This window comes from Ideonella aquatica, assembly GCF_018069755.1.
GTDB lineage: Bacteria > Pseudomonadota > Gammaproteobacteria > Burkholderiales > Burkholderiaceae_C > Ideonella > Ideonella aquatica.
Genome location: NZ_JAGQDE010000013.1, coordinates 1 through 15,994, shown reverse-complemented (window position 1 = coordinate 15,994; position 15,994 = coordinate 1). Strand labels below are relative to the sequence as shown.

15 protein-coding genes are annotated in these 15,994 nt (G+C 62.4%); 13 read left to right on the top strand and 2 right to left on the bottom strand.

What is annotated here, in order from left to right; translation table 11 throughout:
- Positions 1-67 precede the first annotated feature (67 nt).
- Both KAK06_RS14840 and KAK06_RS14835 read left to right on the top strand, forming a co-directional pair.
- Positions 68-286 carry a biotin/lipoyl-binding carrier protein gene (locus tag KAK06_RS14840; protein ID WP_210802909.1) on the top strand — a complete coding sequence of 73 codons (219 nt, stop codon included), beginning with the start codon at positions 68-70 and terminating at the stop codon, positions 284-286.
- Positions 283-1,836: a class I adenylate-forming enzyme family protein gene (locus KAK06_RS14835; RefSeq protein ID WP_210802908.1), complete on the top strand. Its 1,554-nt coding sequence runs from the start codon at positions 283-285 to the stop codon at positions 1,834-1,836. Before KAK06_RS14840 ends, KAK06_RS14835 begins: the two co-directional genes overlap by 4 nt.
- On the opposite strand, the gene KAK06_RS14830 is transcribed toward KAK06_RS14835, so the two are convergent.
- Positions 1,837-2,583, bottom strand: a complete 747-nt coding sequence (locus KAK06_RS14830; protein ID WP_210802907.1) for a GntR family transcriptional regulator — start codon at positions 2,581-2,583, stop codon at positions 1,837-1,839.
- Positions 2,584-2,686: 103 nt separating this feature from the next.
- On the opposite strand from KAK06_RS14830, the gene KAK06_RS14825 reads away from it, so the two are divergent.
- From KAK06_RS14825 to KAK06_RS14775, 11 genes are all read left to right on the top strand, one after another.
- Positions 2,687-3,700, top strand: coding sequence for a hypothetical protein (locus tag KAK06_RS14825; protein WP_210802906.1), 1,014 nt, complete (start codon positions 2,687-2,689; stop codon positions 3,698-3,700).
- 169 nt (positions 3,701-3,869) lie between these two features.
- Complete coding sequence (locus KAK06_RS14820; RefSeq protein WP_210802905.1) at positions 3,870-4,985, top strand: TRAP transporter substrate-binding protein; 1,116 nt, start codon at positions 3,870-3,872, stop codon at positions 4,983-4,985.
- 90 nt (positions 4,986-5,075) lie between these two features.
- Positions 5,076-5,711 (top strand): TRAP transporter small permease subunit, encoded by a 636-nt coding sequence (locus KAK06_RS14815; RefSeq protein WP_210802904.1) that lies wholly within the window; start codon positions 5,076-5,078, stop codon positions 5,709-5,711.
- Complete coding sequence (locus tag KAK06_RS14810) at positions 5,708-7,768, top strand: TRAP transporter large permease (protein ID WP_210802903.1); 2,061 nt, start codon at positions 5,708-5,710, stop codon at positions 7,766-7,768. The genes KAK06_RS14815 and KAK06_RS14810 overlap by 4 nt, the downstream gene beginning before the upstream one ends.
- A gap of 486 nt (positions 7,769-8,254) precedes the next feature.
- A complete protein-coding gene (locus KAK06_RS14805; RefSeq protein WP_210802902.1) occupies positions 8,255-8,446 on the top strand; it encodes a hypothetical protein in 192 nt (63 codons plus the stop codon).
- Positions 8,447-8,450: 4 nt separating this feature from the next.
- Positions 8,451-9,011, top strand: coding sequence for an ABC-three component system protein (locus tag KAK06_RS14800; RefSeq protein WP_210802901.1), 561 nt, complete (start codon positions 8,451-8,453; stop codon positions 9,009-9,011).
- The gene (locus KAK06_RS14795; protein WP_210802900.1) at positions 9,005-9,505 is read left to right on the top strand and encodes an ABC-three component system middle component 5; all 501 of its coding nucleotides are present in this window, start codon (positions 9,005-9,007) and stop codon (positions 9,503-9,505) included. Before KAK06_RS14800 ends, KAK06_RS14795 begins: the two co-directional genes overlap by 7 nt.
- The gene (locus KAK06_RS24210; RefSeq protein ID WP_247652891.1) at positions 9,492-11,399 is read left to right on the top strand and encodes an ATP-binding protein; all 1,908 of its coding nucleotides are present in this window, start codon (positions 9,492-9,494) and stop codon (positions 11,397-11,399) included. The genes KAK06_RS14795 and KAK06_RS24210 overlap by 14 nt, the downstream gene beginning before the upstream one ends.
- 217 nt (positions 11,400-11,616) lie before the next feature.
- On the top strand, positions 11,617-11,997 hold the full coding sequence (locus KAK06_RS14785) for a hypothetical protein (RefSeq protein ID WP_210802899.1): 381 nt from the start codon (positions 11,617-11,619) through the stop codon (positions 11,995-11,997).
- 342 nt (positions 11,998-12,339) lie between these two features.
- On the top strand, positions 12,340-13,338 hold the full coding sequence (locus tag KAK06_RS14780) for a TIR domain-containing protein (protein WP_210802898.1): 999 nt from the start codon (positions 12,340-12,342) through the stop codon (positions 13,336-13,338).
- Between the two features lie 30 nt (positions 13,339-13,368).
- Complete coding sequence (locus KAK06_RS14775; RefSeq protein ID WP_210802897.1) at positions 13,369-14,427, top strand: hypothetical protein; 1,059 nt, start codon at positions 13,369-13,371, stop codon at positions 14,425-14,427.
- A gap of 277 nt (positions 14,428-14,704) precedes the next feature.
- Here KAK06_RS14775 and KAK06_RS14770 read toward each other — a convergent pair whose 3' ends face one another.
- Positions 14,705-15,505, bottom strand: a complete 801-nt coding sequence (locus KAK06_RS14770) for a hypothetical protein (RefSeq protein ID WP_210802896.1) — start codon at positions 15,503-15,505, stop codon at positions 14,705-14,707.
- Positions 15,506-15,994: the final 489 nt, after the last annotated feature.

The window sequence follows — 15,994 nt, the reverse complement described above, 5'->3', positions numbered from 1 at the left end:
GGATTGTCAACAATCGTAATGTCACCTAGGATGCTTGGACTTTCAGCTTGCTTTCCAGGAGCCCGCCATGCCCCAGACCCGCCTGCCCGCCGATGTCACCGGCACCGTCTGGAAGGTGGAGGTGCGCGAGGGCGACACCGTCAGCGCCGACCAGACCCTGGTCATCCTCGAGAGCATGAAGATGGAGATCCCCGTCACCGCCCCACACGCCGGCACCGTGCTGCAGCTGCTGGTGCAGGAGGGCGAGCTGGTCAACGAAGGCCAGGACGTGGTGGTGATCGGATGATCGCCGGCCGCCTGATCAGCTGGGCGGCGGCCCAGCACGGCGAGCGGCCCTCCCTGGTTTTTGGCGAGCGCTGCTACAGCCACCGCGAGGTGGAGGCGCGCAGCAACCGCTTTGCGCAGGCACTGATCGCGCTGGGCCTGCAGCCCGGCGAGCGCTTCGCCGTGCTGCTGGAAAACTCGCCCGACAGCCTGGACAGCCTGTTCGGCGCCGAGAAGGCGGCCCTCACCTGTGTGGCCCTGAACGCCCGCCACACGCTGGCCGAGCACCTGGACATCCTGGCCGACGCGCAGGCCAGCGCAGTGCTGCTGGGACCGCAGTTCGCCGAGCTGGCCGGCGCGCTGACGGCCGCCGCCGGCCAGCGTCTGCCCGCCTTGCGCCTGGTGCTGGGGCTGGATGTGGCGGCCCCGGGCGTGCTGGACTTTCGTGCCGCCTGCGCCGCCGCGCCCGAGCAGGCGCCGGCCATCGAGATCGGCCCGCAGCACCTGGTGCGCATCGCCTACACCAGCGGCACCACCGGCCAGCCCAAGGGCGTGGCCTACACCCAGGAGCGCCTGCAGGCCCGGCTGACCAACCACTTCATGGCCATGGAGTACGGCCTGTCGGTGGACGACGCGATGCTGCACGTGGGCCCACTCACCCACGCCGCCGGCGTGTACCTGTTCCCCTGTTTCCTGCGCGGCGCGCGCAATGTCATCCTCGACCGCTTCGACCCGCGCTCGCTGTTGGCCGCGGTGGAGCAGCACCGCATCACCCACCTGATGCTGGTGCCCACGATGATGAGCCGGCTGGTCGAGGCGATCGAGCAGGGCCTGCGCGCCGACTGGTCCTCGCTGGTGCGCATCCACTACGGCACCGCGCCCACGCCGGTGGCGCTGATCCGCCGCGCGCTGCGCATCTTCGGCCCCATCCTGCGCCAGCAGTACGGCATGACCGAGGCGGTGCAGCCGCTGACCGTGCTGTACCCGCACGAGCACCTGGGCGACAGCGAGGACGGCGCCGACGAGCCCATCGGCTCCTGCGGCCGGCCCAGCGCCAACGTGCGCATCGTGCTGCGCGACCCGCAGGGCCGCCCGGTGCCCCCAGGCGAGGTGGGCGAGGTCACGCTGGCCCATGAGGGCGCCGCCGCGGTGCAGCTGTGGCGCCGCCCCGAGCTGATGGCCGAGCTGGTGCGCGACGGCTGGTTCCACAGTGGCGACCTGGGCCGCTTCGACCGCCACGGCTTCCTGCACATCGTCGGCCGCAACAAGGACATGATCATCAGCGGTGGCTTCAATGTCTACGCCCGCGAGGTGGAAGACGCGCTGGCCGCCCACCCCGCGGTGCTGGAGTCGGCCGTGCTGGGCCTGCCCGATGCCGAATGGGGCGAGGTGGTGGCCGCCGCGGTGGTGCTGCGCGACGGCGCGCAGGCCGACGCCGCCGCGCTGCAGGCCTTTTGCGCCGAGCGCATCGCCGGCTACAAGAAGCCGCGGCGGCTGGTCTTCGTCAGCGCGCTGCCACGCAATGGCGCGGGCAAGGTGATGAAGGCGCCGCTGCGCGAGCGCTTCGGCTGATCAGCCGCGGACGGCGGCGTCGCCGATCACGCGCGTGGCCTCTTCGGCCGAGGCCTGGGCGCGCTCGCGCGCCAGGCGCATCACGCCTTCAGCGTCGCCGCGCGCCAGCGCCTGCGTGGCCTGCTGCCACAGCCGCACCGACTCGCGCCGTCGCACCGCCGAGGCCAGGCCCAGCTTGCTGTAGCGCAGGCTCTGCAGCGACAGCGCGGTGAGCAGGCGCCGCAGCCGCTCATTGCCGGCAAAGCGCGCGCTGACCAGCATCAGCCGGTGCACGGTCTCGGCGTAGGCGTCGCCGCCGGCCGGGTCGTCGACCAGCGCCGCCAGCCGTGCCACGCCGGCGCGCATCACCGCCAGCAGCTCGGGCGGGCGCTGCTCGGCCAGCTTGCGCACGACGATCTCGTAGAGCCCGGCGCGCACCTCGAACAGCTCGCGCAGCTCATCGGCCGACAGGCTGGTGACCACCGCGCCGCGGCGCGGCAGCACCACCGCCAAGCCCTCGCGCTCGAGGATGCGGATGGCCTCGCGCACCGGCCCGCGGCTGGTGGCAAATTCGTCGGCCAGTTCCTGCTCGCCCAGCCGCACCCCCGGCGCCAGGCGGCCGCTGACGATGCGGTCGCCCACCTTGGCGGCAATCTGCTCCGAGACCGTCAGCGTCGGTCCCGCCGAATCGGCGAACAGGCGGAACTCGATCGGCGCCGCCCAGTGATCAAAGGCGGCGTGGTCGGCGGCGGTGGCGGTGGCAGGCATGGCGGGGCGGGTTCAAGGCATGTTAACAATCGACCGCGATCGTGGGGATGGCAGCGGCGGCCGGGTGCCCGCATGCTGTTCGCCGCTTTTCAGGGAGTCCTCCATGCGTCCCACCCTCCGCCTGCTCGCCGCCTGCGGCGCCCTGCTGCTCGCCGGGCTGGCCCAAGCCACCAGCTACCGAATCAGCCTGCCGGGGCCACACAACCCGCACGGCGGCAGCATCGGCCGTGCTCTGAACGAGCGGGGCGACGTGGCGGCGCTGTGGCTCGCCCGAGGCGACGAGTGGCGTGCAGTGCTGTACAAGGCTGGCCGCCGCATCGACTTGGCGCGCCACGCCGGCCTGGCCGATGAATTCAGCGAAGCCCGGGGCCTGAACGACCACGGCGTGGTGGTGGGTCAGATCCGGCTGGACGGCCGCGACCTGCCCTTCGTTGACCAGCACGGGGCCATGCAACTGCTGCCTGTGCCCGAAGGCCTCGGCGGCGCGGCCCAGGCGATCAACAGCCACGGCGACGTGCTGGCCGTGTGGATCGACCCCGCGTTCGACAGCAGCACGGCCGTGCTCTACCACCAGGGCGTGGCGCAGGTGTTGCCGCACCTGCGTCAGGCCGTGAGCAGCTACCCGAGGGCGCTGAACCAGCGCGGCGTGGCGGTGGGCCTGTCGCGCCTGGCCAGCGACGCCGTTCTGCCGGTGATGTGGCACCACGGGCGCGTGCACCGGCTGGGCCGCGGGCTGTTCGGCCAGGCCGAGGACCTGAACGATGCCGGCGACGTGGTGGGCGGCGCCGGGCCGCGCCAAGCGCTTCAACACGCCATGCTGTGGCGCAACGGCCAGAGCATCGACCTGGACCCTTCACCATCGGGCTCCAGTGGCGCCCACGGCATCAACAACCGCGGCCAGATCGTCGGCCAGCGCGGCCTGAACGGCCGCTACGGCCCCTTCCTGTGGGAGAACGGCCAGATGCGCTGGCTGGACGACCTGATCGTGCCCGAACAGCAAGGCCTGTGGCAGCTCTACGATGCCTACGACATCAACGACGCTGGCCAGATCCTGGCGTGGGGTTACCGCCCGGAAGAGGGCATTCAGGCGCTGCTGCTGGAGCCGGTCGAGCCCTGATCGGCTGGCCGGCGGCTGCGTCAATGTGTCGCGCGCGTCTACGGGTCGGTCCCCCGTTCCCTCCGGGGTATCTACGAGTTGAGTCTGATTTGCGGCTTCCCAGAACATCAGGTGCTTGATGTCGCAAACCACGGCACATCGCAGTGCCGTCCAACCCCCTGGAGACAGCATGGAATCGAACCCCACCCCGGCCAAGCGCCGCCGTTTCCTGAAGACTGCCGCCGCGGCCACCGCGGGTGCCGGGGCGCTGGCGGCGCCCGCCATCTCGCGCGCGCAGACAGTGACCCTGCGCTTTCAGAGCACCTGGCCGGCCAAGGACATCTTCCACGAGTACGCCAACGACTTTGCCAAGAAGGTCAATGACATCGCTGGCAACCGGCTGAAGATCGAGGTGCTGCCCGCCGGCGCGGTGGTGCCGGCCTTCCAGCTGCTGGAAGCGGTGGCCAAGGGCACGCTGGACGGCGGCCACGGCGTGCTGGCCTACCACTACGGCAAGAACTCGGCGCTGGCGCTGTGGGGATCGGGCCCGGCCTTTGGCATGGACCCGAACATGGTGCTGGCCTGGCACTACTACGGCGGCGGCGAGGCGCTGCTGCAGGAGATCTACAAGAGCCTGAACATGGACGTGAAGTCCTTTGTCTACGGCCCCATGCCCACCCAGCCGCTGGGCTGGTTCAAGAAGCCCATCGCCAAGGTGGAAGACTTGAAGGGCCTGAAGTACCGCACCGTGGGCCTGGCGGTGGACGTGTTCACCGAGCTGGGCGCGGCGGTGAACCCGCTGCCCGGTGGCGAGATCGTGCCGGCGCTGGACCGCGGCCTGATCGACGCGGCCGAGTTCAACAACGCCAGCTCCGACCGCGTGCTGGGCTTTGCCGACGTGGCCAAGAACTGCATGCTGCAGAGCTTCCACCAAAGCGGCGAGCAGTTCGAAATCCTGTTCAACGGCCCGAAGTACAACGGCCTGCCGGCCGAGCTGAAAAAGGCCATCGACGTGGCCGTGGAAGCCGCCAGCGCCGACATGAGCTGGAAGGCCATCGAGCGCAACTCGAAGGACTACGCCGAGCTGAAGAAGGCTGGCGTCAACTTCTACAAGACGCCCGACGCCATCCTGCGCGCCCAGCTGGAGGCCTGGGACAAGGTGATTGCCAAGAAGTCCGGCGAGAACCCGATCTTCAAGAAGGTGCTCGACAGCCAGAAGGCCTACGCCCAACGCGTGATCCCCTGGCAGAACGACTACATGGTCGACTTCAAGATGGCCTACAACCACTACTTCGGCCGCCGCTGAGCGCCTGCGCTGGCTGTGGTCCGCGGGTGGCGCGTGCCGCCCGCGGCTTTTTTGTGTGTGCATTTCACCCGGCCGCTGGCCGCGCTCGCCATGCAGAAGCTGCTGCTTGCTGTTGACCGGCTGTCCACCTGGATCGGCCAGTTCTTCGCCTGGTCCATCGTGCTGCTGACGCTGGGCATCTCGTATGAGGTGTTCAGCCGCTACGTGCTGAACAACCCGCACGACTGGGCGCTGAACGGCCAGATCATGCTGTACGGCACGCTGTTCATGATGGCCGGCGCCTACACCCTGGCCAAGGCCGGCCATGTGCGGGGCGACGTGCTCTACGGCTTCTTCCAGCCGCGCACCCAGGCCAGCATCGACCTGCTGCTGTACCTGGTGTTCTTCCTGCCCGGCATCGTGGCGCTCACCTGGGCCGGCTGGACCTACGCGAATGAATCGCTGGCCATCCGCGAGAAGACCTTTTCGGCCACGCCGCTGCCGCTGTACCCGTTCAAGTTCATCATCCCGCTGGCCGGCGCGATGCTGCTGCTGCAGGGCGTGGTGGAGATCGTGCGCTGCGTGGCCTGCCTGAAGACCGGCGAGTGGCCATCGCGTGAGCAGGACGTGGAAGAGGTGGACGTCGACAAGCTCAAGCAGATGGTGCACGTGAAGGACGAGGACATCGAGGCGCTGGACCGCTTTGTCACCGGCACCGCCCCCGCCGCGCAGGAGCAGGCCCGATGACACTGCGCAAGGAACTGTGGTTCGGCTTCACGCTGATGGGGCTGATCCTGGCCGGCACGGCGGCGATGGTGCTGAGCACCGATCAGCTCACCAACGGCCACTACGGATTGCTGATGCTGGCGCTGGTGGTGGTGGCCATCATGCTGGGCTTTCCCACCGCGTTCACGCTGATGGGCATGGGCATGCTGTTCGCCTTCTTCGCCTACCACTCGGGCGGACAGACGGTGGGCGGCGCGGTGACGCAGACGCTGGACCTGATGGTGCAGCGCGCCTTTGCGGTGATGGGCAACGACGTGCTCATCTCGATCCCGCTGTTCGTCTTCATGGGCTACCTGGTGGAGCGGGCCAACCTGATCGAGCGCCTGTTCCGCAGCCTGCACCTGGCGCTGGCGCGCCTGCCCGGCTCGCTGGCCGTGGCCACGCTGTTCACCTGCGCGGTGTTTGCCACCGCCACCGGCATCGTCGGCGCGGTGGTCACGCTGATGGGCCTGCTGGCGCTGCCGCAGATGCTGCGCGGCGGCTACGACGTGCGCGTGTCGGCCGGCGCCATCACCGCCGGCGGCTGCCTGGGCATCCTGATCCCGCCGTCGGTGATGCTGATCGTCTACGGCGCCACCGCGGGGGTGTCGGTGGTGCAGCTGTATGCCGGCGCCTTCTTCCCCGGCCTGATGCTGGCCGGCCTGTACATCGTCTACGTGGTGATCCTGGCCAAGTTGAAGCCCGCGCTGATGCCGCCGTTGAGCGCCGCCGAGCGCCTGGTGCCGCTGCCCCCGCTGAGCGAAGACCTGGCCCGCGCCTTCAGCCCGCTGGCGCTGCCGTCGCTGCTGCGCGCGCTGGCCGGCCCGCGCAATGCCAACGTGCCCATCGGCCTGCTGCTGCGCGAGCTGCTGGTGGCGCTGCTGCCCGCGCTGGTGTTTGCGGCGGCCACCGGCCTGGCCTGGCACCTGAACACCAGCGCCAGCGTGGATGCCAATGCGCCAGCCGTGGTTCAGAGCGGCGGCGTGGCCGAGCCGCCCGGCGCGTCATCCAGCCTGCGCGAGCCGGCGGCCGCTGGTGGACTGCAAGAACCCCCTGGCAGCAGCGGCGGCCTGCAGGAGCCCCCTGGCGCCGCGGGTGGTGGCCTGCAGGAGCCGCCCGGATCGGCCGGCGGTGGTCTGCAGGAACCCCCGGGCGCCGCACCCGGCGGCCTGGCCGAGCCCCCTGGCGCCACCAGCGGCGTGCGTGAACCCCCCAGCGCCAGCGGCGGCACGCTGACCACCCCGGCCGGCGCGGCCGCAGCCGATGCGCCACGCGCACGCACCCCCGCCACCCAGGGCTTCTGGATCGGCACCGGCGTGGGCGCTGTGGCACTGGTGGCGCTGTACGCACTGCTCAGCTTCCAACGGCTGGAGGTGTTCAAGATGCTGCTCAGCAGCTTCTTCCCGCTGCTGGTGCTGATCCTGGCCGTGCTGGGCTCCATCGTCTTCGGCCTGGCCACCCCCACCGAGGCTGCCGCGGTGGGCGCTTTCGGCGGCTTCCTGCTGGCCGTGGCCTACCGGCAGTTCACCTTCGGCGTGCTGAAGGAATCGGTGTTCCTGACCGCCAAGACCAGCGCCATGGTGTGCTGGCTCTTCGTCGGCTCGGCCATCTTCTCGGCCGCGTTTGCGCTGCTGGGCGGGCAGGAGCTGGTGGAGCAGTGGGTGATGTCGATGAACCTGACCAAGACCCAGTTCCTGGTGCTGAGTCAGGTGATCATCTTCCTGCTGGGCTGGCCGCTGGAGTGGACCGAGATCATCGTGATCTTCATGCCCATCTTCATCCCGCTGCTGGACAACTTCGGCGTCGACCCGCTGTTCTTCGGCCTGCTGGTGGCGCTGAACCTGCAGACCGCCTTCCTCAGCCCCCCGGTGGCCATGGCCGCCTTCTACCTGAAGGGCGTCAGCCCGCCCCACGTCACCCTGAACCAGATCTTCGCCGGCATGCTGCCCTTCATGGGCATCCAGGTGGTGGCCATCGTGCTGCTGTACCTGTTCCCGGGGATTGGGTTGTGGTTGCCGGAGGTGTTGTACGGGAGGTGAGGGGGAGGTGGTCGGCTGAGGTGGGGGGGCTGCTTCGCAGCGTCAGCAGTCAATGGTTCGGTTCCGGCGAAGTCACGCTGACCGCCACCAAGCTGCCCGTCAGCCAGACGGCTGGCGATGCCGTCGATGACAGCGACGCGATGGACAGCGGTCACCTGAGCTGCCAGCTTGCCTGCCCGGGGCGAATGGCCGGTCCGTATCAGGCCGGCAGACTCGACTCGACCCTAAGCTGCCCCTCGCCGTTCGAGACTAGCCTCCGGCCTCGGTCGCGGTCTACGCATTTGCGCGTTTGGCTCCCCCAGCAGGTAAGACCGCGCCTGCGCCTGGGGCTCAGTCGCTACGCCGGCTGGACGCCTGCGCAGCCCAAACGGACGGAGGACTTTGGGATACGGGCGGCGCCCACTAGCAACGGCGCAAGACTTCTCGTATCCTCCAACGCTTACATTCTTACGCGCCCACTTGTAGGGGCGCTGACGGGGAGGTCAAATGGACTGGGTAGCCATCGGAAAATGGGCCGCGCCGATTATTGCGGCAATAATCGCAGCGGGCATTGCATTTAAGTTCACCATTGACCGCCGTAAATCTTCGAAGTCGTCAGTTCGCATTACATCGCAAAAGAACAACAAGGCAGGTGGAGACATCATTGGCGGCGACAGTGTGAAGAAGAACGCGAAGTAGAACGATGTTCACTTCGCAGTCAGGCAACAAAGCTGATGGCGATATTGTTGGTGGCAATCAGACGAAGACGGTAACCAACGTCTACGCCTCTCCGTCGCCATTGGCGAAGCTATACGAGAAGTTCCGCGCTGCTAGCGAGGGGCAACCTTACATCGCTCAAATTTCGGAACAGCTTCAGCATTACTGCTCTGTTGATACCGATGGAGACGTGCGAGGCTTAGATGTCAAACTCACCGCGGCAGACCGCCAAGACTTAATCCGCGCAGCATCCAAGCTAAAGGAAGCAGCCACTAAGATTATTATGAAGTGGCAGACTTCCGGCATAGCACAGGATATTCTGACGATTATCCTCGGCCAGCTTTATTCAGCATTCTTGCTGAACGTCACGCCAGCCATTGAAGCAGGGAAAAGCCGAGAAGAAGTCGATGCACTGATTAACGAGAAGGTCATTAAACCTGCAGCAGACATGCTGGGCGATAATGATCTTATGCTTTCTCCAGCAGACATTCTGGGCTTACTGTTTTATCTCGGTGGCAATTGTCATGTGAGGTGGGACAAATGCTAGTCTATCACCCGGCTTATGACGCATACCACTGCGTTTTTCGGTCGCTGCTCATTACCAATCACATAAAGGTAATCGAGGTTGCGAAACTGCGCATTCTCGATTTCTTCTTGTGCTTTCCAGCGGAAATACAGCGCATTCGGCTGCCGCGCGAACACTCAGAGGCGCGACGCCTGGCTCAGTCCTCAGCAAACCATTATCACGGACCGGTGAGCATGCATCAGGCGTTCCGGGATATGGAGCACATCCAGATTGCGGCGTTTAAAACGCTTGCGGCGTCCCAGCTTATTACGTCGAATGAGTTCGAGTCCGGTCTAGTTCGTCGCACCGACCTTGCGATTCCCGACGAACTTAAAGCACCGCTGGCGGGCGCACTTGTTGGCAACAAAACACTTGTAGATTATCTGGTGAATAAATTAGGCCAGCTTGATTTACTTGGCACTGACGGGCTTAAACACCGGACCGGCCTCATGGAACACCGTTATGACGTTGCTTAAGCCTACACTAGCGCTGCGTCGCCTGTGCATCCATAAAGACAATCGAGTAGTGTTTAACTCGACGTTTCACAATGGCGTAAACATTATTCACGGGCACAACAGTAGCGGTAAAACGACAATTCTTGACTTTATCGCCTACACGCTAGGAGCAGAATACATTCCGTGGAAGCAAGAAGCGCTTCTCTGTGATTGGTCGACGGCAGAGGTCGCCCTCAACGGAAAATTAGTCACCGTGCGTCGCGCGGTTAATAATAGGCCACTTAACCCGCTGTATATCTACTGGGGCTCATTTGAAGAGGCGGATAAAGCCCCGATTACCTCTTGGGAAATTTTTGGCTTTCGTCGCAGCAGCACAAAACTGAGCTTTACACAAGCTCTTCTGCTAGCTATGGACTTGTCTGAAGCCCAAGGTGACGGCGCGTCGAACATCACACTGCATCAGCTTCTCCGGGTGCTTTATGCGGACCAACCGTCCCTGCACAGCCCAATCTTCCGAACTGATGCATTTGATAGTGCACTTAATCGCGAGACCGTTGGTTCGTATCTGACCGGCGTCTACGATGACAAGCTGTACGTAGCTCAGCTCGAAAAGCGGGAGCTTGAAAAGCAGATGCAATCGCTTGATGCCGAATTAAAGAGCATCTTCAGAGTGCTTGCCAAATCCGAGCAAAATACCGGCTTCGAGCTCATCGGGCAGGAGATTTTGAACTTGGAGCGCGAGCGAGACATCTCCAACGCCGAGCTTGCGCGTCTGCGCAAGGAGCGTACCGTCTCCGCAGATATAAAGAAAGCCGTTGGCGATATCAACTTGCGCGCTCAACTTGATGCCGCCAAGAAGGCGCTTAGCGAGGCGCAAGACCAGATTTCACGAGGTGAGGTCGATATCACTGACTCAAAGAAGTTCGTCGAAGAACTTGAATTGCGATTAAGGACACTCGACGAGTCGAGTACCACGAGAAATTACTTTGGGAAGCTGGCATTTGCGTTTTGCCCATGCTGCCTTTCAGAGGTGCAGCCTCCCGAAAAGGAGAGCACGAATTGCAGCCTTTGCAAGAGTCCACTCAATGCCGTTGCCGCAGATGCGCAAGTTTTGAGGATGCGAAACGAGCTACGCATTCAGCTATCTGAGTCGACCGCACTAATCGCAGAGCGCGAAACGGAGTTGCAGCGTCTTCACAACGCAGTCCCTGCGCTACGGCAACGCCTAAAGTCCCTTGAGAAGAGATACGCAGAGTCCAGCACTACATGGTCGTCCGATATCGAAACGGCCATTGAGGAGACCGCTAGGAAAATCGGCGGACTTGAGCAAGAGATTAAGGGGCTCTATGAAAATCAGCGCCTTGCAGAGGCCATCCGTCAGCTTCAGGCGAAGCGGGAAGAGCTTGGAAATCGCATTAACGAGCTTGATTCTTCTATTGAGTCACTGTTTTACACGCAAGAGACTAGAAAACAAAAGGTGCAGGAAGAAGTCGCATCAACTCTCGGCAGACTGTTGCGACAAGACCTGAATAGACAGGCGGAATTTTCCAGGGCAGGAAATATCCAATTCAGCTTCACGGATAATATGGTTTCCGTGGAAGGTTCAACGCAATTTTCCGAGAGCTCAACCGTAGTTCTGAGGCATCTTTTCCATCTCGCACTGCTCAGCGCATCGACACGGATACCAGAAATGCGACTGCCTCGACTCTTAATCCTCGACGGCATTGAAGACGGCGGGATGGAGCTTGAGCGCTCCTATCGCCTCCAAGAGATTATTGTGGAAGAATGCAGTCGCTTCGAATGTGATTATCAGTTGATTTTCTCGACTTCGCAGATTTCCCCCAAGCTCGAAAACGATGCATACGTCGTTGCCCGGCAGTTCTCAGAGAACAGCAGGTCGCTCGCCATCTTGTGACGACACAGCCGCCGTGGGCCCGGCAGTAAGGCGGTCTGCATTGCGGTCATTGCCCGCTTAAAGACTCCGGCCCCTTTCCCGACATCGACGGCTTCAGCCTACACGCAGCAGTGCGGGTCGAGGCGAACGACGGCAAGCGGCTGGGGCAGTTGTGCCGCTACAGCACCCGGCCGGCGCTGTCGAACTAACGGGGGGATAGCTCGACGCCGCCGGCCAGGTGGAGCTGAAGTTCAATACGACTTTGCTCGAAGGCACGACGCATCTGATGATGAACCTGCTGGAGTTCATGAAGCGGCTGGCCGAGTTGGTGCCGCGGTCGCACCTGATCGGCTGCCTCTGTAGCTGGCTTTCACCGGCGGCCGTTCCTGGCCGAGTCCGGGCCCTCGTTCGCGTGCCAGGTGGCTGTCGGTGGCGGCCGGATGGCACGGCGCGGCTCTGCCACGCACGCGGCTCCGTAAGTTTTGAAGGGCGGCTGATTGCAGCAAGCGCGTCTGGAAGCATCCGGCCATCAACGGTCGCTCGCCACCGGCACCTGTTGTTGCTCGAATTTCAGGGAGACCTTATCCTGAGAGCACGCCTGCATATCAGCAACCTGTAGGCGCCCCCGCAATTGATATCCTGCTCCTGACGACATAAATCAATGCGAAGCGAACGCGCCCCTTCCGCTCCCCCGATGCTTGTTGGCTTGGCGATCGACGTATCCGGCTCGATGACGAGCGCGATCCAGAACCCTTCTGGTCCAAGTCTCAACCGCTTGGAGGCTTTTCGTGACTCGCTCAGGAAGCTGGCGGAACGCGGAAGGGAGCTTTCGCGTAGGCCGCCCCACGAGGGTGGATCGCTAGTTCGGCTGTTTGCATACGGTTTCGGCTTTGGCAATCCCCTCTCCGTGCTACTCGGGCGTCAAGGGCCAACCGTTCGCGATCTCTTTGACCTACCGGGAATGAACACATCGCTTGTCTCGATTGTTGAGGTTGCCGACAACTGGGGGCGATACGAGGCCCACCTTACCAATCTCGCCGTTGATATGCTGGGCAGCACGCCCATGCGAGAAGCGCTGGAAATGGTCAGAGACAGGTTCGACGCCGAACTCAGGAGTGACGCCTTCCATGAGACTAGTGTTCTGTTTCTGCTGTCCGATGGTATGCCAAACCGGGGAACGGAAGCGGCCGTGGATGCCTTGGCCGCCTCCATAAAGGGCCGGCACCACATAGTGGTCTCCTGTTACGTCACTGACGAAGATATCACGGAGCCGCGGCGCCTGTATGACCGCCCTGATCCTCACTGGCCGGATGGCGCGAAGTTAATGTTCGACTGTGCCTCACAAGTTGCTGCCGAATCGGCATTTACCGACTACCTATTGGAATTCGGCTGGACGATCGATCGCCCAGCGCGGCTATTCGCGCAGATCAATCGATCCGATGTGCTCACTGAGTTCATGAACGCAGTCATCACGCCTGTCTCAACGCCGACATCTCCCGCGGCGGACGAGTCATTCCAGGTCTTCATTTCCTATGCACACGAGGATGAAGATTTCCGTGTTCAGCTCGAGAAGCATCTTTCCGCTCTTCGGCGGCAGGGCCTCGTCGACATCTGGAACGATCGAAAGATCACCGCTGGAGCGGAATGGAAGGGTGCGATTGACGCCAATCTCAATTCGGCCGATCTGATCCTCCTACTCATTAGCGAGGACTTCTTGCATTCCGACTACTGCTACGACATCGAGCTCAAGCGCGCGTTGGAACGGCATGAAGCAAACGAGGCGATCGTCGTGCCGATTATTCTCAAACCAGTCGATTGGCACGGTACGCCATTCAGCAAGCTTGCCGCACTTCCTACTGACGCACGTCCGATTACGAAATGGAGGAGCAGAGCATCAGCGTTCGCTGAAGTGGCGGCTGGCATTCGGAATACGCTCCAGTCGCTCAAAAAGCGGCGATAGCTTTCAGGATCAGTAGAGAACTGACTGAGTATGTTAGAGCCCGAGATCTATTGGCACTATTTCGGCAAGCTCCGGGCTGAGTTGGAGGATGCAGCGTGTGAACAGGCAACCCGGAGCCTGCAGGCTGCGCTCACCTCGGAAGTGCAGGCTCGTTCGTGCTTCGTGATTCCCGCAACTTCAGAAGGCGTGTTGTTCGAAGCAATTATTCGCTGGCTAAGAGCCACTTCCATGAAGGTCTACGCGACGACCCTCGACGGCCTCGTGGAGAGAAGGCTGTCGACGGTTTACAGACAGGAGGACGCCGACTTCGCCTTGACCTGCTATGTAGGAGCGCTCGGCGCCTTGGCAGATAAACTGCAACCGAACACTCTTCTGCGCCGGATTTTTAGTGGTGGAGGAAATGGACGCTCTTCCAATCTCCTAGTCGTCAGCTTGATGCACCAACTAGATCGTCCTGCTGACACATCCGCGCACTCTCGGATGTGCCATGACATGGCAAAGTGTGCCGAAAGGCGCGGCTACCGTACAGTCATTCTCCCGGAGCCCGGAATGAGGCTCGACGCGCTGCTTCATTTTGTCAGGACTGCGCCCTCGCGAATACTTGATGGCAGCCACAAATCTGAACGAGAGTTGGAGCGCCGTCTCGCCGATGTCTCGGATTCACCGTCGATAGGGCCGCTGCTCGCGGTGGCGTGGCGACATCTTAAGTCCGGCACTGATCCCGGACTTCTGGTCAGGCGTGAGTTCGATCGCAGAGTTCGAGAAGTGGGCGAAGCGGCGCAGATCTACCCATGGGAGGCGATTATCAGCCTTTGGAGCGCAGTTCTCCATGGTCTCGAAAGCGACGAGGAATATGCAGGTCGCTGGTATTCAAAAGTCAATGCACGTCGCGACGGTTGGGTGCCTCTCGACGCCATTAATGACATGCTGCTTCACGAAGCTGCAATCTACTGCCTCCATGCGCGCGTCGATCCTGCATGTATGTCATATCTCGTTGTGTACCACGGTTCGCGTTGGCTCCAACAACGCATGGCGCTGGCGTCGTTCGGTGGTATCTCTCCGGCCTCGGCTAGGCCCGTCTGGGAATGATCGTTGGCGACTGGCGTACAAGCGCGCGCCAAAGCAATGAGTCTGCATGAGCCAAGTTCGCTGGTTTCCGCGCGATGGTCGGCTCTTGGGTGACGAATCCAGCCAGGCGAATGTCGCTGATGAGTCGTCCGCCGCCGGCAGTTCCCCCGAACTCGCCGTAGGACAGCTGGCATTCAAGGCGGATGATTAGGAAGCTGACGTTCATGGCTGTGGGCGGTCGGCCAAGAGCGGTCGGTTGCAAAGACTGCTTGGCGGGTTGAAGCAGCATCCGACGAAGTTACCGTGACCTAATGGCAAACTCCGACGCGTTGAAGTCGGCACGTACAAGCGGCGCTGTTTTGTATTTTTCGGCCAGATGGTGAAGAACTGGATCGTAGAGCGGAAAAGCCTGCGTAAACTCCTGTTCCTTTCGTTCAACCTTAGCGTCGGGGATATAAGCCCGACCGGCTTCTTCTTCTTCGATTGGGTCCAACACCGCTTTGTTAAATGGCACCAGGAACTCGGATGTCTTGAGCTTCAGATAGCGTGGCGAAAAAGGATTTAGGCAGATCCTCAGTATCTTTATGACGTCGTACGGTTGCACAAGTCCGACGATTGCGGCATCGGTCTCCTGTCTTCTATAGAAATCGCTGTTCCTGTAGAAGTAGCAATGCTTGAGTTGAGGTGGTTTGCCGTATTCGAAGACGCTCGTTCTACCGTAGAGCGTATCGACAAGCTGCTCACTTACAACATAAGCATTGATGCAATCCATCAGGACGAAAAGGACCTTGAATTCAGCGTCGACTCCGGCGTCGGCCTTCAACTGATTCGCGCCATTTCGTACAATGCCCGAGAGGGTCTCGTCTCGACCGAGTACGTGTTCGGAGACGTAGACTTCGCCGGAATCCAAGGCTCTCTCCCGCATGCTGGCCTTTTCAGAATCGTCGACCTTGAGCTTGGCTTCCACCAAAGCGCTTGCGACACCACGCCTAACGAGAAAGTCCGGCATCTTCTTGCCGCATTCCGCGGATTCAGGCAGTTTTTGTACGCTGAAACCTAGCTGCGTCAGCGCTTGTTGGGCTAAGTCATCAGATTTCAACGCATCCCCCCATGTAGATATTTACTATTTGTCCATTCTTCTGTGCGGACGGAATTCTGCACAGCTTCGGTAACGGGCGATGCTGGCATTTTGCCACCACGATGCTCACAGGACGCGCGCGCTTACTAGAGGCTATGATCCCGATCTGAATTTCTGCACGGCGGCAATAGCCTTGGTCTCGGTTATCCGCAGACTGCGCTATTACTCCCGCCTCCCGGTAGCGAAATCCACATCGGCGACCGTCTATCATGGGTCGGTACCTGACAGGTACCGCCACATGGCGCCCTGAGAGAGCTGACCTAGCAAAGCATCTGGGCGGATGCGTGCGGTCGGGTCTTGCCGATAGGCTCGGTGGCCGCTTCTGTTTAGGGTTGTGGGATACCTGCCCGCGCATGCGGCGGCGCATCGAGTCGATGCTGACCTGAGGGCAGGTGTCGCACAAGCCTCGAGGGAGGAAACCGCGGCGCATGCCACGGGCGTTGATTTGAC

What these genes read in the sequence shown, in the direction of transcription:
- KAK06_RS14775 (WP_210802897.1), top strand. Translation starts at nt 13,369, where the DNA reads ATGTTAGAGCCCGAGATCTATTGGCACTATTTCGGCAAGCTCCGGGCT.
- KAK06_RS14815 (WP_210802904.1), top strand. Translation starts at nt 5,076, where the DNA reads ATGCAGAAGCTGCTGCTTGCTGTTGACCGGCTGTCCACCTGGATCGGC.
- KAK06_RS24210 (WP_247652891.1), top strand. Translation starts at nt 9,492, where the DNA reads ATGACGTTGCTTAAGCCTACACTAGCGCTGCGTCGCCTGTGCATCCAT.
- KAK06_RS14820 (WP_210802905.1), top strand. Translation starts at nt 3,870, where the DNA reads ATGGAATCGAACCCCACCCCGGCCAAGCGCCGCCGTTTCCTGAAGACT.
- KAK06_RS14800 (WP_210802901.1), top strand. Translation starts at nt 8,451, where the DNA reads ATGTTCACTTCGCAGTCAGGCAACAAAGCTGATGGCGATATTGTTGGT.
- KAK06_RS14780 (WP_210802898.1), top strand. Translation starts at nt 12,340, where the DNA reads ATGAACACATCGCTTGTCTCGATTGTTGAGGTTGCCGACAACTGGGGG.
- KAK06_RS14825 (WP_210802906.1), top strand. Translation starts at nt 2,687, where the DNA reads ATGCGTCCCACCCTCCGCCTGCTCGCCGCCTGCGGCGCCCTGCTGCTC.
- KAK06_RS14810 (WP_210802903.1), top strand. Translation starts at nt 5,708, where the DNA reads ATGACACTGCGCAAGGAACTGTGGTTCGGCTTCACGCTGATGGGGCTG.
- KAK06_RS14840 (WP_210802909.1), top strand. Translation starts at nt 68, where the DNA reads ATGCCCCAGACCCGCCTGCCCGCCGATGTCACCGGCACCGTCTGGAAG.
- KAK06_RS14805 (WP_210802902.1), top strand. Translation starts at nt 8,255, where the DNA reads ATGGACTGGGTAGCCATCGGAAAATGGGCCGCGCCGATTATTGCGGCA.
- KAK06_RS14835 (WP_210802908.1), top strand. Translation starts at nt 283, where the DNA reads ATGATCGCCGGCCGCCTGATCAGCTGGGCGGCGGCCCAGCACGGCGAG.
- KAK06_RS14830 (WP_210802907.1), bottom strand. Translation starts at nt 2,583, where the DNA reads ATGCCTGCCACCGCCACCGCCGCCGACCACGCCGCCTTTGATCACTGG.
- KAK06_RS14795 (WP_210802900.1), top strand. Translation starts at nt 9,005, where the DNA reads ATGCTAGTCTATCACCCGGCTTATGACGCATACCACTGCGTTTTTCGG.